This is a genomic window from Streptomyces sp. NPDC001902 (genome assembly GCF_042891295.1).
Classification (GTDB): Bacteria; Actinomycetota; Actinomycetes; order Streptomycetales; family Streptomycetaceae; genus Actinacidiphila.
The window spans coordinates 408,375-433,769 of record NZ_JBIATA010000004.1; the positions used below are offsets into that span (position 1 = coordinate 408,375).

Consider the following 25,395-nt stretch of genomic DNA (forward strand, 5'->3'; position numbering starts at 1 on the left):
CCTTATCAGGCGTGGCGAGAATCACTCGCTCTGCCCGCGGTTCGTCTTACAGTCCGGACGTCCCCGCGGACCGCCGAAACGTCCTCAGCCGCCCGAAGTGTCCAGCTCGGCGTCGGCGCCGACGACCACCGAGCAGTCGTACGGGTCCTCCAGCCAGCCGTCCGGGAGCACCACGCGCTTGCTCCCGGCCGTCCGGCCGCGCGGCCCCTCGGCGCCATCCGGCCATTCCTGGTCCAGGTCGAGGTCGGCGAGGTGGGCGTCGAGCTCGGCGAGGGAGGAGGTCATCGCGAGCTTGCGGCGCATCTCCGAGCCGACCGAGAAGCCCTTGGTGTACCAGGCCACGTGCTTGCGGAAGTCGATGACGCCGCGCTCCTCGTCGCCCAGCCACTCCCCCAGCAGCCCGGCGTGCCGCCGCATGACGCCGGCGACCTCGCGCAGCGTCGGGGCGGCGGGGGCGCCGCCGCCCTCGAAGGCGGCCACGAGGTCGCCGAAGAGCCACGGGCGGCCGAGGCAGCCGCGGCCGACGACGACACCGTCGCAACCGGTCTCCCGCATCATCCGGACCGAGTCCGCCGCGCTCCAGATGTCGCCGTTGCCGAGCACCGGGATCTCCGGGACGTGCTCCTTGAGGCGGGCGATCGCCTCCCAGTCGGCCGTGCCGCCGTAGTGCTGGGCGGCGGTCCTGCCGTGCAGCGCGACGGCGGTGACGCCCTCCTCGACGGCGATCCGGCCGGCGTCCAGGTAGGTGGTGTGGTCGTCGTCGATGCCCTTGCGCATCTTGATGGTGACCGGCAGGTCGCCCGCGTTGCCGACCGCCTCGCGCAGGATCGAGCGGAGCAGGTTGCGCTTGTAGGGCAGGGCCGAGCCGCCGCCCTTGCGGGTCACCTTGGGGACCGGGCAGCCGAAGTTCAGGTCGATGTGGTCGGCGAGGTCCTCGTCGACGATCATCCGGACCGCCTTGCCGACGGTGACCGGGTCCACCCCGTACAGCTGGATCGAACGCGGCTTTTCGGTGCCGTCGAAGTGGATCAGCTGCATGGTCTTGTCGTTGCGCTCGACCAGGGCCCGGGTGGTGATCATCTCCGAGACGAAGAGTCCCTTGCCGCCGGAGAACTCGCGGCACAGCGTGCGGAACGGCGCGTTGGTGATCCCGGCCATCGGTGCCAGCACCACCGGGGGCCACACGGTGTGCGGGCCGATGCGGAGTGCGGGAGCGGTGGCGTCAGCAGTCATGCGGACCATTCTCCCGTATCACCCGGGAGGGATTGGGTGTAGCGTGAAATGGTTACACAGGTACAATCAATCCACCGATCGCACCGACCACGGAGACGGGAACGGCCGATGCCCGAGCTGAGCCGGCGCAGACGTCTGCTGGTGCTGGCCGTCTGCTGCATGAGCCTGCTGATCGTCAGTCTCGACAACACCATCCTCAACGTCGCGCTGCCCGCCATGCGCCGGGACCTGCACACCTCCATCTCCGGACTGCAGTGGACCATCGACGCCTACACGCTCGTGCTGGCATCGCTGCTCATGCTCTCCGGCTCGACCGCCGACCGGATCGGCCGCCGCCGGATCTTCCGCGTCGGCCTGGTGATCTTCACCGTGGCCTCCGGGCTGTGCAGCATCGCCCCCAGTCTGGAGTGGCTGGTGGTCTTCCGCATGCTGCAGGCGGTCGGCGGCTCGATGCTCAACCCCGTCGCGATGTCGATCATCACCAACGTCTTCACCGATCCGCGCGAGCGCGCGCGGGCGATCGGGGCGTGGGGCGGCGTCGTCGGCATCAGCATGGCCGCCGGGCCGATCATCGGCGGCGCGCTGGTGGAGTCGGTCGGCTGGCGCTCGGTGTTCTGGATCAACCTGCCCATCGGCCTGCTCGCCCTGGTGCTCACCGCGCTGTACGTGCCCGAGTCCCGTGCCCCCCGGCCACGCCGGATCGACCCGGTCGGACAGCTGATGGTCATCGCGCTGCTCGGCTCGCTGACCTACGCCATCATCGAGGCGCCTGCGGCGGGCTGGGGCTCCCCGGTCATCGTCGGCTGCCTCGTGCTCGCCCTGTGCTCCGCGGCGGCCCTGGTCCCGTACGAACGGCGGCGCAGGGAACCGCTGATCGATCCGCGCTTCTTCCGCAGCGCGCCCTTCAGCGGGGCGACGGTGATAGCGGTGAGCGCCTTCGCGGCCCTCGCCGGCTTCCTCTTCCTCAACACCCTGTACCTGCAGGACCAGCGCGGCATGTCCGCCCTGGACGCCGGTCTGCACCTGCTGCCGATGGCGGCCATGGCCCTGGTCTGCGCCCCGCTGTCCGGGCGCATGGTCGGCAGCCGCGGCCCGCGGTTGCCGCTGCTGCTGGCGGGCCTGGCCACCTCGGCGAGCGGCGTGATGTTCGCCGCGCTGGACGCGACCGCCTCGGACGCGAAGCTGTTCACCGCGTACGTCCTGTTCGGCATCGGCTTCGGCTTCGTCAACGCCCCGATCACCAACACCGCCGTCTCCGGCATGCCGCGGACCCAGGCCGGGGTCGCCGCGGCGGTGGCCTCCACCAGCCGGCAGGTCGGGCAGTCCCTGGGCGTGGCCGTCATCGGCGCCGCGCTCGCCGCCGGGCTCGACCTCACGGCGTGGTGGATCATCACGGGCTGCGGTGTGGCGATCCTGGCGCTGGGGTGGCTGACCTCGGGCCACTGGGCGGCGGGCACCGCGGAACGCGCCGCGAAGCGGCTCAGCGCGGACGCCGCCCGCGAGCCGGTGGGCGCCCGGTGAACGAGGCGACGGCCACCCGGGTGTGGCGCGACCTGCGCACCCTCGTCCTCGAACGCAACGAACGGCGCCGCGAGGTCGCCGACGCCCTCGGCATGAGCTTCTTCCGCGTCAAGGCGCTGCGCAGGATCGCGACGGCCCCCGTGACGCCGGGCGACCTCGCCGCCGACCTCATGACGGACCGCCCCTACGTCACGCTGGTCGTCGACGACCTCGTCCGGCGCGGCCTGGTGGAACGCACACCGCACCCACGCGACCGGCGCCGCAAGCTCCTGAGCGTCACACCCGACGGCGCCGCGGCGGCGCAGGAGGCCGACCGCATCCTGGGCACTCCCCCACCGGGCCTGGTGGAGCTGGACGCGGAGGAACTCGCGGCGCTGGACCGGGTGGTGACCAAGCTGCTGGGGTCGGCCCCGGGGTGAGCCGGGAAAACCTGAGGCCGTTGTCGGTGCCCGGCGCTACGGTCGGTGACATGACGACGCAGATCACCGAGCCCCGCGACGCCCGTTCGCGGGCTGAGCTGACGGCACTGACCGCGCGTGGCGTCCGGACGAAGTACCTGTTCTTCTGGGGTCATCAGCCGCAGCGCGACGGCAGCGTGGGCGCGGGCTGCCTGAGCCAGTGGTGGCCCTCGGAGTTCACCGTCGACGGCATCGGCTACGCCACGGCGGAGCACTGGATGATGGCCGGCAAGGCCCGGCTCTTCGACGACGACCGGACCCTCGCCGGGATCCTCGCGGCCCCGCACCCGCAGGCCGCGAAGAAGCTGGGACGGCAGGTGCGCGGCTTCGACAACGCGACCTGGGAGCGGCACCGCGAGGAACTGGTCGTGGCGGGCAACGTCGCCAAGTTCGGCCAGGACCCGGCCCTGCGGGACTACCTGCTGGGTACCGGCTCGCGCGTGCTGGTGGAGGCCAGCCCCGTGGACCGGATATGGGGCATCGGCCTGGCCGCCGACGACGAGCACGCCGCCCATCCCGTGCGGTGGCGTGGCCTGAACCTGCTGGGCTTCGCCCTGATGGAGGCGCGGCAGCGGCTGCTCACACCGGCATCGGCATAGCGCTGGGCGCGGACCTGGCGATCTCGTACAGCCGGTCCAGCCGTTCGCGGGTGGCGGCGTCCGCCGGGGAGTAGGTGACCAGCCGGGGGCCCTGGCTGGGACCGAGCCACAGGTGCGTGAAATGGAAGGTCAGCAGACCGACCCGGGGGTTGAGGAAGCGCTTGGTGCGGTTCTCCGGTTCCTGCACCTCATGCCGCTCCCACAGCTCGCAGAACTCCGGGGAGGCCTGCTCCAGCCGCTTGACCAGGGACTTCCACGCGGGCTCCGCGAGATGCTCGGCCATCGCCGCACGGTACTTGGCGACCAGCTGCCGGCTGGTCTCGTGCCAGTCCGGCAGTCCCTCGCGCCAGGCGGGGTCGGTGAAGACCAGCCACATGATGTTGCGGTCCTCGAACGGGAGCCGGTCGAGGTCGTCGACCAGCCGCGCGTAGGTGCGGTTGTGGGCGATGACGTCGGTACGGCTGTTGAGGACCGCGGCCGGCAGCGGCTCCAGCTTCGCCAGCATCTCCCGGATCTGGTCCGACATCCCCGGGCACTGGGCGCGCGGGTTGGGGTCGGGCACCCCGGCGAGCAGGAAGAGGTGGGTGCGCTCGTTCGGGTCCAGCATCAGGGCCCGGGCGATGGAGTCGGCCACCTGGGCGGAGATCTGGATCTCCCGGGCCTGCTCGAGCCAGGTGTACCAGGTCACCCCTACCGCGGCCAGCTGCGCCACCTCCTCGCGCCGCAGCCCGGGGGTGCGGCGGCGGCGGCCGGGCGGGAGTCCGACCTGCTCGGGGGAGATCCGTTCGCGGCGGCTGCGGAGGAAGGAAGCGAGCTCGCTCCGCGCGGCGGCGCTGGGAGACGTCATACCTCCAGAGTGCCTGACGTCCCAAACCATTGCCAGGTGGTCGCGATACCTGGATAAACGCTCTCTGGTACCCCCCTGGGAACAAGGTCATCGTGGCATACGTGACCGATCACATCGAAGCTCCCGTCTCCGCCGACCTCCGTTCCCGTGCTCAGGTACGCCCCCGGGTCATCCGGGTCGGCACCGGCGGCCCGGCACCGGCCGCGAGAACCACGCCACCGGCCGCCGAGGCACCGCCCGGCCCCACCGCGCCGGCGCTCGGCCCGCTGGGCCTGTTCACCGTGCTGCTGGGCGCTGCGCTGCCGCTCATCGACTTCTTCATCGTCAACGTCGCCCTGCCCGCCATCGAGACCGACCTCGACGCGGGGGCCGCCGTGCTGGAGCTGGTCGTGGCCGGCTACGGCGTGGCGTACGCCGTGCTGCTGGTGCTCGGCGGCCGGCTCGGCGACTCCTTCGGCCGCCGCCGGCTCTTCCTCGCCGGCATGGCGGCCTTCGGCCTGACCTCGCTCGCCTGCGGCCTGGCGCCCGACGCCTGGGTGCTGGTGGGCGCCCGCGTCGCGCAGGGCGGGGCGGCCGCGCTGATGCTGCCCCAGGTACTGGCCACCATCCACTCCGCGACCACCGGCCACCGCAGGGCCAAGGCGCTGAGCCTGTACGGCGCGACCGCGGGCCTGTCCATGGTCGCGGGCCAGATCCTCGGCGGCGTCCTGGTCGCCGCGGACATCGCGGGCACCGGCTGGCGCGCGGTCTTCCTGGTCAACGTGCCGGTCGCGGCGGCCGGGCTGCTGCTCGCGGTGCGCTCGGTGCCGGAGACCCGTTCCGACCGCCCCGCGCCGGTCGACCGGCCGGGCACCCTGCTGCTGGCGGTGTCGCTGGTGACCCTGCTGGTGCCGCTGACCGAGGGCCGGGCGGCCGGCTGGCCCGTGTGGACGTGGGTGTCGCTGGCCGTCTTCCCGTTCGCGGCCCTGGCGTTCTTCCTGGTCGAGCGGCGGGCCGACCGGGCCGGGCGGATCCCGCTCGTGCCGCCGAGCCTGTTCGCGCTCACCGGGATGCGGCGGGCACTGCCGCTGCTGGTGCCGTTCTCCATCGGCTTCGGCGGCTTCATGTTCGTGATCGCGGTCGCCCTGCAGCAGGGCCTGCGGTACGGACCGGTGGAGGCGGGCACCACGCTCGTTCCGATGGCCGTGGCGTTCTTCCTGGCCTCGCTGGCCGGGCCACGCCTGGTGGGCCGGTACGGCGGGCGCGTGGTCACCGCGGGGGGCGTCCTGCAGGGCGTCGGCGTCGCGGTGCTGGCGCTGACCGTGGCCCGCAGCTGGGAGCCCGGGATGACGGCGTGGGCCCTGCTGCCGGGTGTGGCGATCGCCGGCCTCGGCCAGGGGCTGCAACTGCCGGTGCTGTTCCGGCTGGTGCTCGCGGACGTACCGGCCGAGCGGGCCGGCGTGGGCAGCGGGGTCATGGTCACCACCCAGCAGTCGGCACTGGCCCTGGGCGTGGCCACCCTCGGCACGCTCTTCCTCGCCCTGGTCCCCTCGCACGGGACGCGGGAGGCCCTGGTCACGGTGCTGGTCGTGCAGCTCGCGGCGGTGGTCGTGACGGCGTTCGCCAGCCTGCGCCTGCCGCGCCAGGTGGCCTGAGGGGCCGCGGGGCCGGACCGCCCCGTAGCGAAGAGGTCGCGTGACAGTCATGCACTGACAGATATTGAAATCTGTCAGTGCATGTGTCACTGTTGTCAGCATCCCCGCACGACCTCCTCATCCCGACCAAGGAGTCCCCTTGCAGAACCGCACCCTCGGTTCCACCGGCCCCACCGTCTCCGCGCTCGGCCTCGGCGCCATGGGCATGTCCGCCCTCTACGGCGAGGCCGACCGCGGCGAGTCGATCGCCACGATCCACGCCGCCCTCGACGCGGGCGTCACGCTGATCGACACCGGCGACTTCTACGGCATGGGCCACAACGAGATGCTCATCGGCGAGGCCCTGCGCGCGGCCTCCCCGGCCGACCGCGAGAAGGCGCTGATCAGCGTCAAGTTCGGCGCCCTGCGCGGCCCCGACGGCACGTGGCTGGGCTACGACGGCCGCCCCCAGGCCGTCAGGAACTTCGCCTCGTACTCGCTGCAGCGCCTGGGCACCGACCACATCGACGTCTACCGCATCGCCCGGGTCGACCCCGCCGTCCCGATCGAGGAGACCGTCGGCGCCATCGCGGAGCTCGTCCAGGCCGGTCACGTGCGCCACATCGGCCTGTCCGAGGTCGGCGCCGCCACCCTGCGCCGGGCCGCGGCCGTGGCCCCGATCAGTGACCTGCAGATCGAGTACTCGCTGATCTCCCGCGGCATCGAGGACGAGATCCTGCCCACCGCCCGCGAGCTGGGCATCGGCGTCACGGCGTACGGCGTGCTGTCCCGCGGTCTGATCAGCGGCCACTTCACCCGTGACCGGCAGCTGGCCGGCAACGACTTCCGCGCGATGAGCCCCCGCTTCCGGGGCGAGAACCTGGAGCACAACCTCGGGCTGGTGGAGGCGCTGCGCAAGATCGCGGAGCAGAAGGGCGTCACCGTCGCCCAGACCGCCATCGCCTGGGTGCTGGCCCGGGGCGAGGACATCGTCCCGCTGGTCGGCGCCCGCACCCGCGAGCGGCTGGCCGAGGCCCTGGGCGCGCTGGACGTGACCCTCGACGCGGCCGACCTGGCGGCGATCGAGACCGCGGTCCCGGCCGACACGGCCGCCGGCGAGCGTTACCCGGAGTCCCAGATGGCGCACCTGGACAGTGAGCAGCGGCACTGACAGGCACCCGCCCGGCCCTGGGAGAATGACGACCATGCCACCCGAGACGCTGACCGCCGAACGCATCCTGGAGACCACGGAGGAGGTGCTGCGCCGTTACGGCCCGGCCAAGGCGACCGTGGTCGACGTGGCGCGCGCCCTCGGGGTCAGCCACGGCAGCGTCTACCGGCACTTCCGCACCAAGGCCGCGCTGCGGGAGGCGGTCACCCAGCGGTGGCTGGACCAGGCGCACGCGGAGCTGACGGCGATAGCGCAGGACGACGGCCGCCCGGGGCCGCAGCGGCTGCGCGCCTGGCTGGAGGCGCTGTTCGCGGCCAAGCGGCGCAAGGCGGGTGGCGACCCCGAGCTGTTCGCCACGTACATGGCGCTCACCGTCGAGCACAGCTCGGTGGTCGCCCAGCACGTCGCCGTCATGGTCGGGCTCCTCGCGCGGATCGTCCGGGACGGCGTGACCGCCGGCGAGTTCGCCGCCGGTGACCCCGACGCCGCGGCGCAGGCGGTGTGGGACGCCACCGTCCGCTTCCACGACCCGGCGTACGCCGCCGAGTGGTTCGCCCCGGGCATCGACACCGCGTTCTCCGCGGTCAACGACCTGATCCTGCGCGGCCTGGGGGCCTGAGCACACGACCCCCGCGGACGCACGAAGGCGCCCGGCCACCCCTCTCGGGGGTGACCGGGCGCCTTTCGCGTGGGTCCGGGTCCGGACCTAGCAGCCGAGCAGCCGGCCGCCGAGGTAGGCCTCGACCTGGTCGAGCGAGACGCGCTCCTGCTTCATGGTGTCGCGCTCGCGCACGGTGACCGCGTTGTCCTCGAGCGTGTCGAAGTCGACGGTCACGCAGAACGGGGTGCCGATCTCGTCCTGACGGCGGTAGCGGCGGCCGATGGCACCGGCGTCGTCGAACTCGATGTTCCAGTGGCGGCGCAGGTCGGCCGCGAGGCCCTTGGCCTTCGGCGAGAGCTGCGGGTTGCGCGACAGCGGCAGGACGGCGACCTTGACCGGCGCCAGGCGCGGGTCGAGGCGCATGACGGTGCGCTTCTCCATCACGCCCTTGGCGTTCGGGGCCTCGTCCTCGTTGTACGCGTCGAGCATGAAGGCGAGCATGGCGCGGTTGAGACCCGCCGCGGGCTCGATGACGTACGGGAAGTAGCGCTCACCGGCCTCCTGGTCGAAGTACGACAGGTCCTGGCCGCTGGCCTGGCTGTGGGCCTTGAGGTCGTAGTCCGTGCGGTTGGCGATGCCCTCGAGCTCGGAGTACTCGGTGCCGCCGAAGTTGAAGCGGTACTCGATGTCGACGGTGCGCTTGGAGTAGTGGGACAGCTTCTCCTTGGCGTGCTCGTACCAGCGCATGTTCTCCTCGCGCATGCCGAGGCCCCGGTACCAGTCCCAGCGCTGCTGCATCCAGTACTCGTGCCAGGTCTCGTCCTCGCCCGGCTTGACGAAGAACTCCATCTCCATCTGCTCGAACTCGCGGGTCCGGAAGATGAAGTTGCCGGGCGTGATCTCGTTGCGGAAGGACTTGCCGGTCTGGGCGATGCCGAACGGCGGCTTGCGGCGCGAGGTCGTCTGCACCTGGGAGAAGTTGGTGAAGATGCCCTGCGCCGTCTCCGGGCGCAGGTAGGCCACGGCGCCCGAGTCCTGGGTCGGGCCCAGGTGGGTGGACAGCAGCCCGGAGAACTGCTTGGGCTCGGTGAAGGTGCCCTTGTTGCCGCAGTTGGGGCAGTTGAGGTCGGCCAGGCCGTTGGCCGGCAGGTGGCCGTGCTTGGCCTCGTACGCCTCCTCCAGGTGGTCGGCGCGGTAACGCTTGTGACAGGAGGTGCACTCGGTGAGCGGGTCGGTGAACGTGGCGACGTGACCGGAGGCCTCCCAGACCTCGCGGGCCAGGATCACCGAGGAGTCGAGGCCGACCACGTCCTCCCGGGAGGTGACCATCGCACGCCACCACTGGCGCTTGATGTTCTCCTTCAGTTCGACGCCCAGCGGCCCGTAGTCCCAGGCGGCCTTCTGGCCGCCGTAGATCTCGCTGCAGGGGAAAACGAAGCCACGGCGCTTGCTCAGGCTGACGATGGTGTCGATCTTGTCGGCGGCCACGGTGCTCTCTTCAGACGACGAAGCGGTCGGTGGGATCCGCCGGGTCGCGTGCGGTCCGGCGAATACCTCAGATTACCGGCGGGTGCGGGGCCCGTATCAAATCGGTTCCGCAGTCCGGGGGCGCCGGGTCCGGCAACCAAGCCAATTGACAATCGTTTCCATTTTTGTTGAAAATGGGTGTCATGAACATAGGTCGTGCCCTGGTCCCCCTCACCGCCGTCGCCGGGCTGGTCGCCCTCTCCGCCTGTTCCACCGCGGGCGGGGGCGGGGCGGACGGCAGGCTCAAGGTCACCGCCTCCTTCTACCCTATGCAGTTCCTGGCCGAGCAGATCGGCGGCGGGCACGTCGACGTGACCGGACTGACCAAGCCCGGGACCGAACCGCACGACCTGGAGCTCACCCCCCGGCAGACCGGCGAGCTCGGCGAGTCGGACGTCATCGTCTACCTCAAGGGCCTGCAGCCCGCCGTCGACGACGCCATAGCCCAGTCCGGCGTGGCGAACACCGTCGACGCCGCCGCGCTGACCCCGCTGGAGGACCACGGCACCGAGGTCGACGGCCACGACCACAGCACCGGGGACAACCACACCGGGCACGAGGACGAGGTGGGGTCCCCCATGCCGGAGGCCAGGGGAGCGGGCGCCGACCCGCACATCTGGCTCGACCCGGTCCGCTACGCCCAGGTCGCCGAAGGCGTCGGCAAGGCCCTCGCCAAGGCCGACCCGGACCACGCGGCGACCTACGGGAAGAACACCGCCGCGCTGGTGAAGAAGCTCGACGCGCTGAACACCGACTTCCGGGACGGGCTGGAGAACCGCACCTCGGACACCTTCATCACCACCCACGCGGCCTTCGGCTACCTCGCCGAGCGCTACGGGCTGGTCGAGGAGGCGATCAGCGGCATCGACCCGGAGTCCGAGCCCAGCGCCGCCCGGATGAAGACGCTGCACACCCTCGCCGAGGACAACGGCGTCAGCACCGTATTCTTCGAGACGCTCGCCAGCGACCGGACCGCCAGGACCCTCGCGGGCGACCTCGGCCTGAGGACCGCGGTGCTCGACCCCATCGAGGGCATCACCAACAAGTCCGCGGGCCGCGACTACTTCGAGGTCCAGCACAGCAACCTTCAGGCCCTGCGCTCGGCGCTCGGCGCGAAGTGAGGCAACGATGACGGAGCCCGGTACGGAGGCTGGAATGGACACGGTCATATCGATGCGGGGGGCGACCGCCTCCCTCGGCTCACGGCCGGTGCTGCGCGGCGTCGACCTGACCGTGCGGCGCGGGGAGGTCGTCGCGCTGCTCGGCGCCAACGGCTCGGGCAAGTCCACCGCGATCCGCGCCGTGGTCGGCCAGGTGCCGCTCACCGCGGGCGGACTGGAGCTCTTCGGCACCCCGCTGAACCGGTTCCGCGACTGGGCCCGGATCGGCTACGTGCCGCAGCGCACCACGGCGGCCTCCGGCGTCCCCGCCACCGTGCGCGAGGTCGTCTCCGCAGGGCGGCTGGCCCGTACGAGGCTGGGCCTGCCCCGCAAGGCGGACCGCCGGGCCGTGGAACGCGCCCTGGAGCTGGTCGGGATGGCCGACCGGGCCGGCGATCCGGTCGAGGCGCTCTCCGGCGGCCAGCACCAGCGGGTGCTCATCGCCCGCGCGCTGTCCGTCGAGCCCGAACTGCTGATCATGGACGAGCCGATGGCGGGCGTCGACCTCGCCAGCCAGGAGGTGCTCGCCGGGACGCTGCGCGAACAGGTCTCGCTGGGCACCACCGTGCTCCTGGTCCTGCACGAACTCGGTCCGCTGGAGCCGCTGATCGACCGTGCGGTGGTGCTGCGCGACGGCTGCGTCGTCCACGACGGGCCCCCGCCGAAGGCCCAGGGGCAGCACGCGCTGCCCGGCCATGACCATGTCCACCCGCACGCCGGCCACGTGGCCGAGCCGATCCGGACGGGGCTGTTCTGATGGAGCTGTTCTCCTACGCCTTCATGCAGCGGGCGCTGATCGCCGCCGTCCTCGTCGGCATCACCGCCCCCGCGATCGGCATCTACCTCGTCCAGCGCCGCCAGGCCCTCATGGGCGACGGCATCGGCCACGTCGCCCTCACCGGTGTCGGCCTCGGCTTCCTGCTCAGCACCAACCCGGTGTGGATGGCGACGGCCGTGTCGGTCGCGGGCGCGATCGTCATGGAACTCATCCGCTGGTACGGCAGGACGCGCGGCGACATCGCGCTCGCCATGCTCTTCTACGGCGGCATGGCGGCCGGCGTGCTGTTCACCTCGCTCGCGCCGAACGGCTCCAACGCCAACCTGCTCACCTACCTGTTCGGCTCCATCACCACCGTCTCCCCCGAGGACATCACCGCGATCTGCCTGCTGGCCGGCTTCGTGGTGCTGGTCACCGTGGGCCTGCGGCGGCAGCTGTTCGCGGTCTCCCAGGACGAGGAGTTCGCCCGGGTGACCGGTCTGCCGGTGCGGCTGCTCAACCTGCTGGTCGCCGTCACCGCGGCGGTCACGGTCACGGTCGCCATGCGGGTCGTCGGACTGCTGCTGGTCAGCGCGCTGATGGTGATCCCGGTCGCCGCCTCCCAGCAGATCGCCCGCAGCTTCGCCACGGCCTTCGCGCTGTCGGTCGTGATCGGCGTGGCGGTCGCCTTCTCCGGCACGGTCACCTCGTACTACGCCGACGTGCCCTCCGGAGCGACCATCGTGCTGCTGGCCATCGGTGTCTTCGTCACACTGACGCTGCTGGCCGCGCCGCTGGCGAAAAAGCGTGCACGCCGTGCCGCGGAGGACGGGACACGGTGCACCCTGGAGGTACCCGCGGCGCGTCCCACCGAGGACGACGTCCGGGTATGAGCTCCAGGCCTGGCAGAATGACCGACCGAACCGACCGAGTAGGAGGCCACCGGTGACGACCGCCAAGCCCCCCGTCCGCGGACGATCGACCCGGCAGCGTGCCGCCGTCGCCGCGGCCCTCGCCGAGGTCGACGAGTTCCGCAGCGCCCAGGAACTGCACGACCTCCTCAAGCACCGGGGTGACTCGGTCGGCCTCACCACGGTCTACCGCACGCTGCAGTCCCTCGCCGACGCCGGCGAGATCGACGTCCTGCGCACCGGGGAGGGCGAGTCCGTCTACCGGCGCTGCAGCAGCGGTCACCACCACCACCTGGTCTGCCGCGTCTGCGGCAAGGCGGTCGAGGTCGAGGGCCCCGCGGTCGAGAAGTGGGCCGACACCATCGCCGAGGAGCACGGCTTCGTCGACGTCGCCCACACCGTGGAGATCTTCGGGACCTGCGCCGACTGCGCCGGCTGCGGCGGCCCCGCCGTGAACTGAACCGGGCCCCGCCCGCCGTCGTGCTCGTACCGCCCCGCGGTCGTCCGTGGACGACCGCGGGGTGACTGCCGACTACCGCGTGTCCGCGTCGCTCTCCGCCGCCGGCTGCTGCTCGTTGGGCAGCGCGCCGCCGAAACGGCGGTCGCGGGAGGCGTACTCCAGGCACGCGCGCCACAGGTCGCGGCGGTCGAAGTCCGGCCAGAGGACGTCCTGGAAGACCATCTCGGCGTAGGCGGACTGCCAGATCAGGAAGTTGGAGGTGCGCTGCTCGCCGGAGGGGCGGACGAACAGGTCCACGTCCGGCATGTCCGGGTGGTACATGTACTTGGCGAGGGTCTTCTCGTTGACCTTGGAGGGATCGAGGCGACCCGCCTTTATGTCCTCGGCCAGGCGCGCCGCCGCGTCGGCGATCTCGGCGCGGCCGCCGTAGTTGACGCACATGTACAGCGTCATGGCGTCGTTGTCGCGGGTCATCTCCTCCGCGACCTGGAGCTCCTTGACGACCGACTTCCACAGCCGGGGCATGCGCCCGGCCCAGCGGATGCGGATGCCCATCTCGTGCATCTCGTCGCGGCGGCGGTGGATGACGTCCCGGTTGAAGTTCATCAGGAAGCGGACCTCGTCGGGCGAGCGCTTCCAGTTCTCCGTCGAGAAGGCGTACAGGGAGAGGTTCTTGACCCCCAGCTCCAGGCAGCCCTTGAGGACGTCCAGCACGACGGTCTCGCCGACCTTGTGCCCCTCGGTGCGGGGCAGGCCGCGCTCCTTGGCCCAGCGGCCGTTGCCGTCCATCACGATGGCCACGTGCTGGGGGACCAGCTCACCTGGGATCTTCGGGGGCTGCGCGCCGGACGGGTGCGGGTCGGGAGCCCGGTACTCGCGCCGGGGACGGCTCAGAATCCCGCGTACTGCCATGACCTTGCTCTCCACTTCCTGTGCCTCACGAGTTGGTGCTGCCGGGGCCCGCCGGGTACCGCTACTTCTCGATGAAACGCAGACTGCGCAAGCCGCGCTCCAGATGCCACTGCAGATACGCCGCGACCAGTCCGCTGCCCTCCCGGCAGTGGCGCGGTTCGCACGCGTCGGCGGTCTCCCAGTCCCCTCCGAGCAACGCGCCGAGGAGTTCCAGTGACTCCAGTGAGGGTACGACGCTTCCGGCCGGGCGGCACTCGCCGCATACGACTCCTCCCGCGCCGACCGAAAAGAACCGATTCGGGCCCGGCATCCCGCACTTCGCGCAGTCCCCGAAGCTGGGCGCGTAGCCGTTGACCGCCAGCGAGCGCAGCAGGAAGGCGTCGAGCACCAGCCGCGGGTCGTGCTCACCGTCGGCGAGCGTGCGCAGGCCGCCGACCAGCAGCAGGTACTGCTGCACCGCCGGTTCGCCCTCGTGGTCGGTGAAGCGCTCGGCGGTCTCCAGCATCGCCGTGCCCGCGGTGTAGCGGGCGTAGTCGGTGACGATGCGGCTGCCGTAGGGGGCGATCGTCTCACCCTGGGTGCACAGCGGCAGACCGCGGCCGATCAGCTCGCCCCCGCGCGCGAAGAGCTGCACGTCCACGTGGGAGAACGGTTCCAGCCGCGCCCCGAACTTGGACTTCGTCCGCCGCACGCCGCGGGCCACCGCCCGCACCCGGCCGTGCCGGCGGGTGAGCAGGGTGATGATCCGGTCCGCCTCGCCCAGCTTCTGGGTGCGCAGCACGATGCCGTCGTCGCGGAACAGACTCATGCGCCCATTGTTCCGTACGCGGCGACCGGACCGGCCCGGGTCGTACGCTACGGCCCATGTCGATCACAGCGACCGTCGCCGTGCTGCTCATAGCGGCCCTCCACCTCTACATCCTGGTCCTGGAGATGTTCCTGTGGACCACCCCCCGCGCCAGGGGAGCCTTCGGGACCACCGCGGAGTTCGCGCAGGCGAGCAAGGCACTCGCGGCCAACCAGGGGCTCTACAACGGTTTCCTCGCCGCCGGGCTGGTGTGGGGCGCCGTGGCCGCCGACCCGGTGGGCTTCCAGGCCACGGTGTTCTTCCTCATCTGCGTGGCGGTCGCCGGGCTGTACGGCGCCGCGACCGCGAGCCGCCGCATCCTCTTCGTGCAGACCGTGCCGGCCCTCGTCGCCCTTGCCCTGGTGCTGGTGGCCCGCTGATGGACTCCGTCACCCACCACATCACCGCGACCGGCCCCGACGGCACCGCCCTGGAGGTGCTGTACGGCTACGCGAACCGCGGGCGGCGGATGCTCGAGTGCCGGCACTGCGCGTGGCGCGAGCAGATCACCGGGGGCGGCGCCAGGGGCAAGGCGCTGGCCCACCTGTCGCAGGCCCACGGAGCCGGCGGGGCGCCGGCGATGGCCGCGGACACACGGACGCTGGGCGCGACGGTGTGGACCGTGCTCGCCTGCTTCGCCGTCGCCGCCGCGATCCTGCTCTGGGCGGTCAGCCGCTGAGCCCCGCCGTCCCGCCGGGCGCGACCAGCCCCGACTCGTAGGCCGCGATCACCAGCTGCGCGCGGTCGCGGGCGCCGAGCTTGCCCATGATCCGGCTGACGTGCGTCTTGGCGGTGAGCGGGCTGAGGCCCAGCGCCTCGGCGACCTCCGTGTTGTTCAGGCCCCGCGCGACGAGGGTGAGCACCTGCCGCTCCCGTGCGGACAGCGCGGCGAGGCGTTCCGGGGCCGGCCCGCCCGGCGGCGGGCCCTCCGGGAGGCGCAGCACCCGGGCGATGAGCCGCGCGGTCGGCCCCGGCGAGAGCAGCGCCTCGCCCGCGGCGACCGTGCGGATGGCGTCGAGGAGTTCGGCGGGGCGGGTGTCCTTGACGAGGAAGCCGCTGGCCCCGGCGCGCAGGGCGGGGACGACGTGGTCGTCGCTGTCGTACGTGGTGAGCACCAGCACCCGGACCCCGGCCAGGTCGTCGTCGGCGGCGATCAGCCGGGTGGCCTCGATGCCGTCGAGGTCCGGCATGCGGATGTCCATGATCACCACGTCGGCACGGCCGGCGCGGGCCGCCGCCACGGCTTCCCGCCCGGTGGCCGCGTGCCCGACGACCTGCATGTCGGGGGCGGACTCGACGAGCATCGCGAAGGCCTCACGGACCAGGGTCTGGTCGTCGGCGAGCAGGACGCGGATCACGCCGGGCCCCCCGCGAACGGCAGAACGGCGGCCACCTGGAAACCGCCCTCGGGCCGGGGTCCGGCGGTCAGCGTGCCGCCGACGCTGCGGGCGCGCTCGCGCATGCCGATGAGGCCGTAGCCGGCGGCGGGTACGGTCTCCGCCGGGCCGGCGTCCGCGGGGGGCCTCGGGGGTGCCACGGCGCGCCAGGGCCGCCATCGGGCGTCGGGGCGGTCCGGTTCGTGCTCGGCCTCCGCCCCCGGACAGGGGCCGTCGTCGGTGACGGCGATCCGCAGGGCGGTGCCTCGGTCCGGGTCGGTGCCGAGTTCCACCCCGACCCGGACCGAGGTGCCCCCGGCGTGACGTACGGCGTTGGTGAGGGCCTCCTGCACGATGCGGTAGGCGGCCGCCCCGATCGCCGGGGGCACCCCGTCGGCGCCGGCCGCGACGGCCAGCTCCACCCGGGCACCGGCGGCCTCGGCGGAGCGGGCCAGGTCGGCCACGGCCGCCAGGCCCGGCAGCGGGCCGCGCTCGTCGTCGCCGCGCAGCACCTGGAGGGTCGCGCGCAGTTCGGCGCGGGCGTCGCGGCAGGTGCCGGCGATGCTGTCGAGGGCGCCGGCGACGGCCGTGCGGTCCAGCCGCTCGGGGTCGGCGAGCAGGACGTGCGCCGCGACCGAGGTCTGCACGCCGATGAGGGTGATGCTGTGGGCGAGCAGGTCGTGCAGGTCCCGGGCGATCCGCAGCCGCTCCTCGGCGACGCGCCGGGCCGCCTCCTCCTCGCGGGTGCGTTCGGCGCGTTCGGCGCGCCCGACGATGGCGGCCACGTACTTGCGGTGGATGCGGACCGCCTCGCCGGTCAGTGCCACCGCCACCACCCAGCCGCCGCTGCGCAGCATGTCGGTCGCCGCGTGCCGGTCGGGTGTCGCCGACATCACCCCGACCATGATCGCGACGACCGCCGCCACGGTGAGGTACGTCCGCGGCGGCGGCCCGGCGACCGCGAGCGAGTAGATCGCCACCATGCTGGCCGGAACCACGGCCAGGTGGAGGTTGTCCATGGCGTGGTACGGGGCGACGGCCGTGACCGTGACGAGCATCACGGTCATCGGCCACCGCCGCCGGGCGGCCAGCACCAGCGCGGTGACCACCAGCAGCGCCCAGCCCGCCGCGTCCGGGCGGTGCCCCTGTCCGGACGGCAGGAGGGCGCCCATGGCGCTCTGGAGCGCGAGCACGCCCAGGGCGAGGGCGGCGTCCTTGTGCGCGCGGACGGCGGGCGGGAGGGGCGGCGGCTTCGGCACGGCTCCATCTTCCGTTACGGGGTCGGCGGCGTGACAGACCGGTTCGCGGGCCGGTTCACGGGCCCGTGCGCGGCCGGCTCAGCCGGCCCGGCCACCAGACCCGCTCGCGCAGCGCCACGCTCGCGGAGGTGACCAGGTAGGTGCGGACGAGGAAGGTGTCCAGCAGGACGCCCACGGCGATGACGAAGCCCATCTCGACCAGCGACACCAGCGGCATGTTGACCAGGACCGAGAACGTGGCCGCCAGCACCAGCCCGGCCGAGGCGATCACCCCGCCCGTCGTCCGCAGCGCGGTGACGGCCGCGGCGGCCGGCGCGGCCCCCGCCAGCGACTCCTCGCGCATCCGGTGCATGAGGAAGATGCCGTAGTCGACGCCGAGCGCCACGAGGAAGACGAAGGACAGCAGCGGCAGTCCCGGGTCCGTGCCCTCGAAGCCGAACAGCGGCCCGAAGACCAGCCCGCCGATGCCCAGCGCGGCGCCCCACACCGCGATCACGGCCACCACGAGCAGCAGCGGCGCGACCAGGCTGCGCAGCAGCGCGACGAGGATCAGCAGCACGGCGGCCAGGACGAGCGGCACGACGACCCGGCGGTCGCGGGAACTGGTGGCGGCCAGGTCCGCCTGCTGGGCGCCGGGCCCGCCGACGTGGGCGCCGTAGGGGCCGTCCAGCTCCGCGCGCAGGGCGTGGATGGTCGCGGTCTCGCCGGCCGACTCGGGCGGCGCCGTGGCGGTCACCGACACCTCCGTCCAGCCGCCGCCGCTGCGCCCGCGTTCGGCGGACGCGACGCCTTCGGTGCCCCGGACCGCGGCCAGCACCTCACCGGCCCGTCCGGTGGGCGCCATGACGGTGATCGGCTGGGCGGAGCGGCCGGGGTCGGCCTCGGCGAGGATGCGCATCGCGGCGACCGACTCCGGCGCGCTGGTGAAGGCGTCGTCGTTCCGCAGACTGCCGGGCAGGGCCAGGGTCCCGAGCGCGAGCGCACCGAGCAGCACCGCGCCGCCCGCGAGCACGGCCGCCGGACGGCGCGCCGCCGAGCCGCCCATCGCCGCGAACAGGCCGCGCGGGCGCGGCACTTCACTGCCGTACGCGGGCACCAGCGGCCAGAAGACCCGGCGGCCCAGCAGCACCAGCAGCGCGGGCAGCAGGGTCGTCATGGCGACCAGCGCGCACAGCACGCCGACCGCGGCGATCGGGCCCATGCCCCGGCTGCTGTTGAGGTCGGCGGCGAGCAGGCACAGCAGGCCTGCGGCCACCGTCGCGGAGGAGGCCAGGATCGCGGGCCCGCAGCCGCGCAGCGCGGCGCGCATGGCGTCGTACGGGCGCGGCACGCGCCGGAGTTCCTCGCGGTAGCGGGAGACGAGCAGCAGTGCGTAGTCGGTGCCGGCGCCGAAGACCAGGATGGTCATCACGCCCTGGCTCTGGCCGGTGACGGTGATGCCGAAGGCCTGGTGGAGTCCGTAGACCCCGGCCATCGCGGCGGCGTCGGCCACGCCCGCGACGAGCAGGGGCAGCAACCACAGCAGCGGGCTGCGGTAGATGAGGATCAGCAGGACGGCGACGACGGCCACCGTGGTCCACAGCAACGGCCCGTCGAGGGAGGAGTAGACCTCCTTCATGTCGGTGTTGAGCGCGCCGGGGCCGCCCACGTGGGCGGTCAGCCCGTCGCCGCCCTCGGCCCGGTCGCGGACGTCGGTGACGAAGGCGTTCCTGGCCGCGTCGTCCTGGCCGGGCTCGGTGCTCGCCACGGGGTACATCAGTGTGTCGCCGTGCGACAGGACGGCGTGCGGCGTGCCGCCGGTGAGCCGGTGCGCCCGCGCGATGCCGGCGATCTGGGCGGCGGCCTTGTCGCGGTCGGCAGCGGTCAGCCCGCCGTCGCGGTGGTAGACGACCACGAGTTCGGTGGCCTCGCCGCCGGGCAGCGCGTCCTGGAGCCGGGCGACCTGCGTGGAGTCGGCGCTCACCGGGAGGTAGTCCACGGCCCGATTCTGCTGCGCGTCGGCGAGCTTGCCGGCCAGCGGGCCGGCCAGCGCCAGCACGGCGATCCACAGCGCGAGCACCGCCCACGGGATCGCGCGGGCGCCCCGGTTCCTCCCCCGTCCTCGGGTCGGCGGCGGCGCGGCGGCCGGTGTGGTCTCAGTGGTCGGGGCCCCCATCATGGGCCTCCCTCCGGGCCGGTGGTCTGGTCCTCTCCAGACTTCCGGTGCGGGGGCGCCTTTTCGTCGGGCCCGGGACCGAGGCCGGCGTTACTGCCCGGGGTGCGGTGCGGGCCCTGTTACTCCCCGGGGAGTACGCCCGGCGGTGGCGATCAGGGGCGGCCCGTCAGGACGGCGTGCGGGCCGCGGCCTCCAGGATGCGTTCGGTGTCCTCGCCGACGAGGCCGAGGCAGCGGCCGACGGCGCCGAGGACCTCCCGCTCGGCGGGCAGGTAGGGGCCGTCGGCGAGGGCGATAAGGGCGCCCTGGACCAGGATGTGCTCACGGCCCTGGGGGGCGAGGTGGCGGGAGAGGGGGCCCAGGGCCTCGTGGAGCTCGATGGACAGCCAGCTGCCGCAGCCGTCGAGGGCGTCCGCGAGCCCGTCGGCGTCCAGGGCGTCGGAGGCGCCGGGGAAGCGGCCCTCGTCGGCGACGATCGCCGCGAGCAGGCCGAGCAGCTGGTCCTCGGTGCAGTCGGTGAACCCGGCCGAGCGGACCGCGCCGACGGCGGCCTCGCGGGCGCCGCGCCCCATGGCGCCGCCCGCGGTGAGCACGGCGAGGGCGACGGTGTGGACGGCATCGCGGAGCATGGCGGAGAAGACGGTGGTGGTGGGCTGCTCCAGGACCTCGGGGCCGCGGTGGGCGCGGCACACCACGCACTCCACGACCGTGCCGGCCGAGCCGCGCGGCAGAAGGGGCAGGCCCAGCAGGGTCAGCCGCCGGGTGCCGGTGCGCCGCCGGTAGCCGCGGTCGCCGCCGCAGCCGGCGCAGAAGAACTCCCCGTCACCTTCGGTGTGCCAGACCGTCCGCACGCCCAAGATGCACAAGCCCTTGATGTGGAGCACTTCGCACCCTCCGGCCGCCATCCCGATTACACCGGTTCGTCCCTTTACGCGCCGTACGCGTGGGTAACGCTCCGGCAACGGCGCCGTAATGACGTGATGTTAGCCACATGAGCGGCGCGTAGTCAGTACCACGTGAGGGCCGAATACGAGAACCGGCCACGGCGCCCGCTCGGGCGCCGTGGCCGGTTCACCGTGCGTGGTGACTAGCGGGCCGCGCGGTTGACGGCGGAGACGACCGCCTTCAGCGAGGCGCGGGTGGTGTTGGCGTCGATGCCGATGCCCCACAGGACCTGGCCGTCGATGGCGCACTCGATGTACGAGGCGGCCTGCGCGCTGGCGCCCTCGCTCATGGTGTGCTCGGTGTAGTCCAGCAGGCGGGCGTCAACCCCGACCGAGGCCAGCGCGTCGAAGAACGCGGAGATCGGGCCGTTGCCGGTGCCGGTCAGGACCGTCTCGGCGCCGTCCACGACCGCTTCGACGGTCAGGGTGTCGGTGCCGTCGCTGCTGGTCGAGGTCTGCGCCGACCGCAGCGCGACCCGGCCCCAGGCGTTCTGCGGGGTGGGCAGGTACTCGTCCTCGAAGATCGCCCAGATCTCCTTCGGCGTGACCTCGCCGCCCTCGGCGTCGGTCTTCGCCTGGATGATCTTCGAGAACTCGATCTGCATGCGGCGCGGCAGGTCCAGCTTGTGGTCGTTCTTCAGGACGTACGCGACGCCGCCCTTGCCGGACTGCGAGTTCACACGGATGACGGCCTCGTAGGAGCGGCCGACGTCCTTGGGGTCGATCGGCAGGTACGGGACCGCCCACTCGATGTCGTCGACGGTCCGGCCCTGGGCGGCCGCGTCGGCCTCCATGGCGTCGAACCCCTTCTTGATGGCGTCCTGGTGGGAGCCGGAGAAGGACGTGTAGACCAGGTCGCCCACGTACGGGTGGCGCGGGTGGACCTCCATCTGGTTGCAGTACTCGGCGGTGCGGCGGACCTCGTCGATCTGGGAGAAGTCGATCATCGGGTCCACGCCCTGGCTGAACAGGTTCATGCCCAGGGTGACCAGGTCGACGTTGCCGGTGCGCTCGCCCTGGCCGAACAGGCAGCCCTCGATGCGGTCGGCACCGGCCATCAGCGCCAGCTCGGCGGCGGCCACGGCCGTGCCGCGGTCGTTGTGCGGGTGGACCGACAGGCACACGTACTCGCGGCGCGACAGGTTCCGCGACATCCACTCGAAGCGGTCCGCGTGCGTGGAGGGCGTGGAGCGCTCCACGGTCGCGGGCAGGTTCAGGATGATCTCGCGGCCCTCCTCGGGCTGCCAGACGTCCATCACCGACTCGCAGACCTCCAGGGCGAAGTCCAGCTCGGTGTCGGTGAAGATCTCCGGGCTGTACTGGTAGCCGAAGACGGTCTCGTCGCCCAGGATCTTGTCCGCGTACTCCATGACCAGCCGCGTGCCGTCCACGGCGATCTGCCGGATCTGCTCCTTGGAGCCGCGGAAGACCACCCGGCGGAAGGTCGGGGCGGTCGCGTTGTACAGGTGCACGGTCGCACGCGCCGCGCCGCGCAGGGACTCCACGGTCCGCTCGATCAGTTCCTCGCGGGCCTGGGTCAGTACGGAGATGGTGACGTCGTCGGGGATCGCGCCCTCTTCGATGATGGAGCGCACGAAGGCGAAGTCGGTCTCGCCCGAGGCGGGGAAGCCGACCTCGATCTCCTTGTAGCCCATCTTCACCAGCAGGTCGAACATCGCGCGCTTGCGGGCCGGCGACATCGGGTCGATCAGCGCCTGGTTGCCGTCCCGCAGGTCGGTCGACAGCCAGCGGGGGGCCTTGGTGATCCGCCGGTCCGGCCAGGTGCGGTCCGGGATCTCCACGGCCTCGTACGGCTTGTACTTGTGGACCGGCATCGCGGTCGGGCGCTGGCGCACCGTCGCGGCGGTGATGGGCGTGGGGCGGCCGACGGCGTTCGGGGTGGACATCTGCGGGGGTGCTCCTCGGTTGCGGCTGTGGAGGCGGCCGACCGGCGCTGGTGCAACGCCAAACCCCGCGGGGAGGGAGTCGACCTGGACTACAGGCCCTCGCCGCGGCAGCTAAGAAGAAGCAGCCCGAAACGCATGATGCTGTCGACCATAACCGAGCCCCCGGGGACCCTGCAGCCGCTGCGGCGTTCTTCTCAGTATGCAAGACCGCCCGTGATGACATGAAAAACGTACAACTTCCTCCCTTTTCGTGGATCATGGTCACACCTAGTGACAGACAGTGAGCATCGTGCCACATTGCCCTGCATGGAGCAGACACCTGTTTTCTGCACGATCGTGCCGCCGCACGTCCTCGACAAGGTCGCCCGCAACGAGGACCGCGCACTCGCCGAGCCCGCCCGCCGCACCCTGGAACGCGACGCCGCGGAGCGCACCCGCCGCCGGCTGACCACCGTCATCGGCGCCCTCCCGGTGATCGGGGCGGAGCCGTCGGACCGGCCGCGCCGCACGATCAGCGACGCGCAGCACCGCACGGACCTGCCGGGGCGGAAGGTCCGCGGCGAGGGCGACCCCGCCCCGGCCGACGACACCGTCAACCGGGCCTACGACGGACTGGGGGCGACCTTCGAGCTCTTCCTGACGGCGTACGGCCGCCACTCCATCGACGACGCCGGGCTGCCGCTTGACGCCACCGTCCACTACGACCGCGACTACAACAACGCCTTCTGGAACGGCGAGCAGATGGTCTTCGGGGACGGCGACGGGGAGATCTTCCTCGACTTCACGCTCCCCCTCGACGTCATCGGCCACGAGCTCACCCACGGCGTCACCCAGTACACCGCCAACCTCGACTACTTCGGCCAGTCCGGCGCCCTCAACGAATCGATGTCGGACGTCTTCGGTTCCCTCATCAAGCAGCACGCGCTCGGCCAGACCGCCGAGGAGGCCGACTGGCTGATCGGCGCCGGACTGCTCGCCCCGCGCGTCACGGGCGTGGCGCTGCGCTCCATGAAGGCCCCCGGCACGGCCTACGACGACGACGTCCTCGGCAAGGACCCGCAGCCCGGCCACATGGACGCCTACGTCCGCACCTCGCGGGACAACGGGGGCGTGCACATCAACTCCGGCATCCCCAACCGGGCGTTCCACCTGCTGGCCGTCGCCCTGGGCGGCAACGCCTGGGAGCGGGCCGGGCTGATCTGGTACGACGTGCTGACCGGCGGCGCGCTGTCACCCAGGGCGACGTTCGCCGAGTTCGCCCAGGCGACGGTCGCCTCGGCCGCCGGGCGCTTCGGTGAGGGCGAGGAACACGCGGCGGTGGTGAAGGCGTGGTCGGAGGTCGGCATCCCGACCGCCGTGAACGGTACCGACGTGCCGCGCCAGTCGCCGGTCCCGGAAGGTGCGCGACCGCCCGCACAGGGGTAGACGTCCGCCATGCGCATACAGGTGATCCGCTCCGGCGGTTTCGCGGGGATCGAGCGCCGGGCCGTGCTGGACACCGCCGGCCGGCCCGACGCCTTCCGTCTGCACGCCCTGGCCCGCGACGTGCTCGCCGCGGGCCCGGCCGCGCCCCCGCAGGGCGTACCGGACGGTTTCCGGTACGAGATCACGGTGGACGGCCGCACGGTGCACTGCGCCGACCCGCGGCTGACGGAGGAACAGCGCGAACTGGTCCAACTGGTGCTGAAGGAGGGCGCGTAGCCGATGAGCGGGCACACGACCGGGCTGCGCAGCCTGACCGACGAGGTGACCGTCCCCGAACTGCCGGTACGGGGACGGCTGCCGCGGTGGCTCGACGGGGTCCTGCTGCGCAACGGCCCCGCCCTCTTCGAGGCCGGGGAGCGCCGCTACCGGCACTGGTTCGACGGCCAGGCGATGCTCCACCGGTTCGCGATCGAGGACGGCCGGGTCTCCTACGCCAACCGCTTCCTGGACGTCCCGAGCAGCCGTACCGCCCGGTACGAGGGCCGCATCGGCTACCAGGAGTTCGCCACCGACCCCTGCCGCTCGCTCTTCGCCCGGGTGCTCACCCCGTTCCTCCGCAAGCCCTCGGGGAACGCCAACGTCAGCGTCGCCCGCTTCGGCGAACGCTTCGTCGCGCTGACCGAGACCCCGATGCCGGTGGAGTTCGACCCGAGGACGCTGGAGACGGTCGGCGTCGTCGGCTACGAGGACGCGCTGGCCGGTCAGTGGACCACGGCGCACCCGCACCAGGACCCGGTCACCGGCGAACTGGTCAACTTCGTGGCGCACTTCGCGCGGCGCAGCGAGTACCGCGTCTACCGCCAGTCCTCCGACGGCACGGCCCGCCGCAGGCTCCTGGGCAGCCTGCCCGTCACCCGGCCCGGCTACATGCACAGCTTCGCGATCACCGACCGCCATGTGGTGCTCGTGGAGTTCCCGCTCGTCGTCAACCCGCCGGCACTGCTGCTCAGCGGCCGGCCCTTCATCGAGAACTACCGCTGGCGCCCGGAGCGCGGCACCCGCTTCATCGTCATGGACCGCAGGGACGGCACCGTCCGCCGCGTCGCCAAGGGCCCGGCCTTCTTCGCCTTCCACCACGTCAACGCCTTCGAGGACGGCGACGCGCTGGTGCTGGACCTGTGCGCCTACGAGGACCCGTCCGTCATCGACGCCCTCTACCTCGACCGGCTGCGCGACGGCGGCGGCGTCCCGCAGGCCCGGCCCACCCGGTACCGGATCGGCGGGGACGGCGCGGTGACGTCCGAGCGGCTCGGCGAGGAGCCGATGGAGCTCCCGCGCATCGACTACGGGCGGTGCAACGGCCGCCCCTACCGCTTCGTGTACGGCGTCGGCAGCCGCGACGGCCGGGGCGAGCACTTCACCGACCAGCTGGTGCGGCTCGACACGGCCGACGGCGGCACCGTGACCTGGTCGCAGGAGGACTGCTACCCCGGGGAGCCCGTCTTCGTCGCGGCCCCGGAGGCCGGGGCGGAGGGCGAGGGCGTGGTGCTCTCCGTCGTCCTCGACGCCACGGCCGGCTCGTCCTTCCTGCTGGTGCTGGACGCCGTCACGTTCCGCGAGCTGGCCCGCGCCGAGGTCCCGCACGCGGTGCCGTTCGGCTTCCACGGGATCTTCAGCGGCGGGGCCGCCGGGGGTGCGACGGCCTAGGGCCTG

Annotated in this window: 25 protein-coding genes; 15 read left to right on the top strand and 10 right to left on the bottom strand. The window is 72.5% G+C overall.

What is annotated here, in order from left to right; all coding sequences use genetic code 11:
- Window positions 1-84: 84 nt before the first annotated feature.
- On the bottom strand, window positions 85-1,233 hold the full coding sequence (gene dusB, locus ACFYYN_RS10675) for a tRNA dihydrouridine synthase DusB (RefSeq protein ID WP_500545460.1): 1,149 nt from the start codon (window positions 1,231-1,233) through the stop codon (window positions 85-87).
- A gap of 108 nt (window positions 1,234-1,341) precedes the next feature.
- Between dusB and ACFYYN_RS10680 the strand changes: the two genes are divergently transcribed.
- From ACFYYN_RS10680 to ybiA, 3 genes are read left to right on the top strand one after another with little or no spacing between them, the layout of a single operon-like run.
- Window positions 1,342-2,754: an MFS transporter gene (locus tag ACFYYN_RS10680; protein WP_500545461.1), complete on the top strand. Its 1,413-nt coding sequence runs from the start codon at window positions 1,342-1,344 to the stop codon at window positions 2,752-2,754.
- Window positions 2,751-3,173 carry a MarR family winged helix-turn-helix transcriptional regulator gene (locus tag ACFYYN_RS10685; protein WP_500323027.1) on the top strand — a complete coding sequence of 141 codons (423 nt, stop codon included), beginning with the start codon at window positions 2,751-2,753 and terminating at the stop codon, window positions 3,171-3,173. The genes ACFYYN_RS10680 and ACFYYN_RS10685 overlap by 4 nt, the downstream gene beginning before the upstream one ends.
- Before the next feature lie 50 nt (window positions 3,174-3,223).
- Window positions 3,224-3,811, top strand: coding sequence for a riboflavin biosynthesis intermediates N-glycosidase (gene ybiA / locus ACFYYN_RS10690; RefSeq protein WP_500545462.1), 588 nt, complete (start codon window positions 3,224-3,226; stop codon window positions 3,809-3,811).
- On the opposite strand, the gene ACFYYN_RS10695 is transcribed toward ybiA, so the two are convergent.
- The gene (locus ACFYYN_RS10695) at window positions 3,792-4,658 is read right to left on the bottom strand and encodes a helix-turn-helix transcriptional regulator (protein WP_500545463.1); all 867 of its coding nucleotides are present in this window, start codon (window positions 4,656-4,658) and stop codon (window positions 3,792-3,794) included. The two genes, ybiA and ACFYYN_RS10695, sit on opposite strands and share 20 nt — an antisense overlap.
- 281 nt (window positions 4,659-4,939) lie before the next feature.
- On the opposite strand from ACFYYN_RS10695, the gene ACFYYN_RS10700 reads away from it, so the two are divergent.
- The 3 genes from ACFYYN_RS10700 to ACFYYN_RS10710 all read left to right on the top strand — a co-directional run bounded on the left by ACFYYN_RS10700 (window position 4,940) and on the right by ACFYYN_RS10710 (window position 8,061).
- A complete protein-coding gene (locus ACFYYN_RS10700) occupies window positions 4,940-6,292 on the top strand; it encodes an MFS transporter (protein ID WP_500545491.1) in 1,353 nt (450 codons plus the stop codon).
- A 139-nt stretch (window positions 6,293-6,431) separates the two neighbouring features.
- The gene (locus ACFYYN_RS10705; protein WP_500545464.1) at window positions 6,432-7,442 is read left to right on the top strand and encodes an aldo/keto reductase; all 1,011 of its coding nucleotides are present in this window, start codon (window positions 6,432-6,434) and stop codon (window positions 7,440-7,442) included.
- 34 nt (window positions 7,443-7,476) lie between these two features.
- Window positions 7,477-8,061 (top strand): TetR/AcrR family transcriptional regulator, encoded by a 585-nt coding sequence (locus ACFYYN_RS10710; protein WP_500545465.1) that lies wholly within the window; start codon window positions 7,477-7,479, stop codon window positions 8,059-8,061.
- 87 nt (window positions 8,062-8,148) lie between these two features.
- Here the strand turns inward: ACFYYN_RS10710 and ACFYYN_RS10715 are convergent, their stop codons facing one another.
- Entirely contained in the window at window positions 8,149-9,531 is a 1,383-nt protein-coding gene (locus tag ACFYYN_RS10715) for a glycine--tRNA ligase (RefSeq protein WP_500323025.1), read from the bottom strand.
- A gap of 182 nt (window positions 9,532-9,713) precedes the next feature.
- Here ACFYYN_RS10715 and ACFYYN_RS10720 point away from each other — a divergent pair, with 182 nt between their 5' ends.
- The 4 genes from ACFYYN_RS10720 to ACFYYN_RS10735 are packed head-to-tail and all read left to right on the top strand — an operon-like array spanning window position 9,714 to window position 12,858.
- Entirely contained in the window at window positions 9,714-10,691 is a 978-nt protein-coding gene (locus ACFYYN_RS10720; protein ID WP_500545466.1) for a metal ABC transporter solute-binding protein, Zn/Mn family, read from the top strand.
- A 34-nt stretch (window positions 10,692-10,725) separates the two neighbouring features.
- Window positions 10,726-11,487 carry a metal ABC transporter ATP-binding protein gene (locus tag ACFYYN_RS10725; protein ID WP_500545467.1) on the top strand — a complete coding sequence of 254 codons (762 nt, stop codon included), beginning with the start codon at window positions 10,726-10,728 and terminating at the stop codon, window positions 11,485-11,487.
- Entirely contained in the window at window positions 11,487-12,380 is an 894-nt protein-coding gene (locus ACFYYN_RS10730) for a metal ABC transporter permease (RefSeq protein WP_499511797.1), read from the top strand. Before ACFYYN_RS10725 ends, ACFYYN_RS10730 begins: the two co-directional genes overlap by 1 nt.
- A gap of 52 nt (window positions 12,381-12,432) precedes the next feature.
- Window positions 12,433-12,858 (top strand): Fur family transcriptional regulator, encoded by a 426-nt coding sequence (locus ACFYYN_RS10735; RefSeq protein ID WP_500545468.1) that lies wholly within the window; start codon window positions 12,433-12,435, stop codon window positions 12,856-12,858.
- A 72-nt stretch (window positions 12,859-12,930) separates the two neighbouring features.
- On the opposite strand, the gene ACFYYN_RS10740 is transcribed toward ACFYYN_RS10735, so the two are convergent.
- On the bottom strand, window positions 12,931-13,770 hold the full coding sequence (locus ACFYYN_RS10740; protein ID WP_500545469.1) for an isoprenyl transferase: 840 nt from the start codon (window positions 13,768-13,770) through the stop codon (window positions 12,931-12,933).
- A gap of 61 nt (window positions 13,771-13,831) precedes the next feature.
- Complete coding sequence (recO, locus tag ACFYYN_RS10745; protein ID WP_499511800.1) at window positions 13,832-14,578, bottom strand: DNA repair protein RecO; 747 nt, start codon at window positions 14,576-14,578, stop codon at window positions 13,832-13,834.
- A gap of 56 nt (window positions 14,579-14,634) precedes the next feature.
- On the opposite strand from recO, the gene ACFYYN_RS10750 reads away from it, so the two are divergent.
- Window positions 14,635-14,997, top strand: a complete 363-nt coding sequence (locus ACFYYN_RS10750) for a DUF1304 domain-containing protein (RefSeq protein ID WP_500323019.1) — start codon at window positions 14,635-14,637, stop codon at window positions 14,995-14,997.
- Entirely contained in the window at window positions 14,997-15,296 is a 300-nt protein-coding gene (locus tag ACFYYN_RS10755) for a hypothetical protein (RefSeq protein WP_500545470.1), read from the top strand. The genes ACFYYN_RS10750 and ACFYYN_RS10755 overlap by 1 nt, the downstream gene beginning before the upstream one ends.
- Here the strand turns inward: ACFYYN_RS10755 and ACFYYN_RS10760 are convergent.
- From ACFYYN_RS10760 to leuA, 5 genes are all read right to left on the bottom strand, one after another.
- On the bottom strand, window positions 15,286-15,921 hold the full coding sequence (locus ACFYYN_RS10760) for a response regulator (RefSeq protein ID WP_500323063.1): 636 nt from the start codon (window positions 15,919-15,921) through the stop codon (window positions 15,286-15,288). The two genes, ACFYYN_RS10755 and ACFYYN_RS10760, sit on opposite strands and share 11 nt — an antisense overlap.
- A gap of 50 nt (window positions 15,922-15,971) precedes the next feature.
- Window positions 15,972-17,252, bottom strand: a complete 1,281-nt coding sequence (locus ACFYYN_RS10765; RefSeq protein WP_500545471.1) for a sensor histidine kinase — start codon at window positions 17,250-17,252, stop codon at window positions 15,972-15,974.
- A gap of 55 nt (window positions 17,253-17,307) precedes the next feature.
- A complete protein-coding gene (locus ACFYYN_RS10770; protein WP_500545492.1) occupies window positions 17,308-19,407 on the bottom strand; it encodes an MMPL family transporter in 2,100 nt (699 codons plus the stop codon).
- 166 nt (window positions 19,408-19,573) lie between these two features.
- A complete protein-coding gene (locus ACFYYN_RS10775; RefSeq protein ID WP_500436874.1) occupies window positions 19,574-20,311 on the bottom strand; it encodes a TerB family tellurite resistance protein in 738 nt (245 codons plus the stop codon).
- Window positions 20,312-20,493: 182 nt separating this feature from the next.
- Window positions 20,494-22,257: a 2-isopropylmalate synthase gene (gene leuA, locus ACFYYN_RS10780; RefSeq protein ID WP_500545472.1), complete on the bottom strand. Its 1,764-nt coding sequence runs from the start codon at window positions 22,255-22,257 to the stop codon at window positions 20,494-20,496.
- 306 nt (window positions 22,258-22,563) lie between these two features.
- Here leuA and ACFYYN_RS10785 point away from each other — a divergent pair, with 306 nt between their 5' ends.
- The 3 genes from ACFYYN_RS10785 to ACFYYN_RS10795 are packed head-to-tail and all read left to right on the top strand — an operon-like array spanning window position 22,564 to window position 25,389.
- The gene (locus tag ACFYYN_RS10785; RefSeq protein WP_500545473.1) at window positions 22,564-23,682 is read left to right on the top strand and encodes a M4 family metallopeptidase; all 1,119 of its coding nucleotides are present in this window, start codon (window positions 22,564-22,566) and stop codon (window positions 23,680-23,682) included.
- A gap of 9 nt (window positions 23,683-23,691) precedes the next feature.
- Window positions 23,692-23,958, top strand: coding sequence for a protealysin inhibitor emfourin (locus tag ACFYYN_RS10790; protein ID WP_500323011.1), 267 nt, complete (start codon window positions 23,692-23,694; stop codon window positions 23,956-23,958).
- Between the two features lie 3 nt (window positions 23,959-23,961).
- Complete coding sequence (locus ACFYYN_RS10795) at window positions 23,962-25,389, top strand: carotenoid oxygenase family protein (protein ID WP_500545474.1); 1,428 nt, start codon at window positions 23,962-23,964, stop codon at window positions 25,387-25,389.
- Window positions 25,390-25,395: the final 6 nt, after the last annotated feature.

Coding starts and splice junctions, on each gene's coding strand:
- dusB (WP_500545460.1), bottom strand. CDS start 1,233: ATGACTGCTGACGCCACCGCTCCCGCACTCCGCATCGGCCCGCACACC.
- ACFYYN_RS10680 (WP_500545461.1), top strand. CDS start 1,342: ATGCCCGAGCTGAGCCGGCGCAGACGTCTGCTGGTGCTGGCCGTCTGC.
- ybiA (WP_500545462.1), top strand. CDS start 3,224: ATGACGACGCAGATCACCGAGCCCCGCGACGCCCGTTCGCGGGCTGAG.
- ACFYYN_RS10695 (WP_500545463.1), bottom strand. CDS start 4,658: ATGACGTCTCCCAGCGCCGCCGCGCGGAGCGAGCTCGCTTCCTTCCTC.
- ACFYYN_RS10710 (WP_500545465.1), top strand. CDS start 7,477: ATGCCACCCGAGACGCTGACCGCCGAACGCATCCTGGAGACCACGGAG.
- ACFYYN_RS10720 (WP_500545466.1), top strand. CDS start 9,714: ATGAACATAGGTCGTGCCCTGGTCCCCCTCACCGCCGTCGCCGGGCTG.
- ACFYYN_RS10725 (WP_500545467.1), top strand. CDS start 10,726: ATGGACACGGTCATATCGATGCGGGGGGCGACCGCCTCCCTCGGCTCA.
- ACFYYN_RS10730 (WP_499511797.1), top strand. CDS start 11,487: ATGGAGCTGTTCTCCTACGCCTTCATGCAGCGGGCGCTGATCGCCGCC.
- ACFYYN_RS10740 (WP_500545469.1), bottom strand. CDS start 13,770: ATGGCAGTACGCGGGATTCTGAGCCGTCCCCGGCGCGAGTACCGGGCT.
- recO (WP_499511800.1), bottom strand. CDS start 14,578: ATGAGTCTGTTCCGCGACGACGGCATCGTGCTGCGCACCCAGAAGCTG.
- ACFYYN_RS10750 (WP_500323019.1), top strand. CDS start 14,635: ATGTCGATCACAGCGACCGTCGCCGTGCTGCTCATAGCGGCCCTCCAC.
- ACFYYN_RS10755 (WP_500545470.1), top strand. CDS start 14,997: ATGGACTCCGTCACCCACCACATCACCGCGACCGGCCCCGACGGCACC.
- ACFYYN_RS10760 (WP_500323063.1), bottom strand. CDS start 15,921: ATGCTCGTCGAGTCCGCCCCCGACATGCAGGTCGTCGGGCACGCGGCC.
- ACFYYN_RS10770 (WP_500545492.1), bottom strand. CDS start 19,407: ATGGGGGCCCCGACCACTGAGACCACACCGGCCGCCGCGCCGCCGCCG.
- ACFYYN_RS10775 (WP_500436874.1), bottom strand. CDS start 20,311: ATGGCGGCCGGAGGGTGCGAAGTGCTCCACATCAAGGGCTTGTGCATC.
- leuA (WP_500545472.1), bottom strand. CDS start 22,257: ATGTCCACCCCGAACGCCGTCGGCCGCCCCACGCCCATCACCGCCGCG.
- ACFYYN_RS10785 (WP_500545473.1), top strand. CDS start 22,564: ATGGAGCAGACACCTGTTTTCTGCACGATCGTGCCGCCGCACGTCCTC.
- ACFYYN_RS10790 (WP_500323011.1), top strand. CDS start 23,692: ATGCGCATACAGGTGATCCGCTCCGGCGGTTTCGCGGGGATCGAGCGC.
- ACFYYN_RS10795 (WP_500545474.1), top strand. CDS start 23,962: ATGAGCGGGCACACGACCGGGCTGCGCAGCCTGACCGACGAGGTGACC.